At 47.7% G+C, this 222-nt stretch carries 2 tRNA genes; both read right to left on the reverse strand.

Annotation, left to right across the window (positions count from 1 at the left end):
* Nucleotides 1-20: 20 nt before the first annotated feature.
* Nucleotides 21-96 (reverse strand) — tRNA-Gly (locus tag R3X26_RS19020).
* A gap of 36 nt (nucleotides 97-132) precedes the next feature.
* Nucleotides 133-209, reverse strand: a tRNA-Met gene (locus R3X26_RS19025).
* Between the last annotated feature and the right edge of the window lie 13 nt (nucleotides 210-222).

The following is a 222-nucleotide window of genomic DNA, read 5'->3' on the forward strand; positions in this document are numbered from 1 at the left end:
TACAAGTCAATAATTTAATTTGGAGCGACACACGAGGTTCGAACTCGTGACCTCAACCTTGGCAAGGTTGCGCTCTACCAACTGAGCTAGTGTCGCATTGATAACTTGAATTGCTTTCAAATTATCGAAATTTGGTTGCGGGGGCTGGATTTGAACCAACGACCTTCGGGTTATGAGCCCGACGAGCTACCAAGCTGCTCCACCCCGCGTCCATGTTGTTAT

It is taken from the genome of Vibrio sp. TH_r3 (assembly GCF_033101115.1).
In the GTDB taxonomy this organism is placed as follows: domain Bacteria; phylum Pseudomonadota; class Gammaproteobacteria; order Enterobacterales; family Vibrionaceae; genus Vibrio.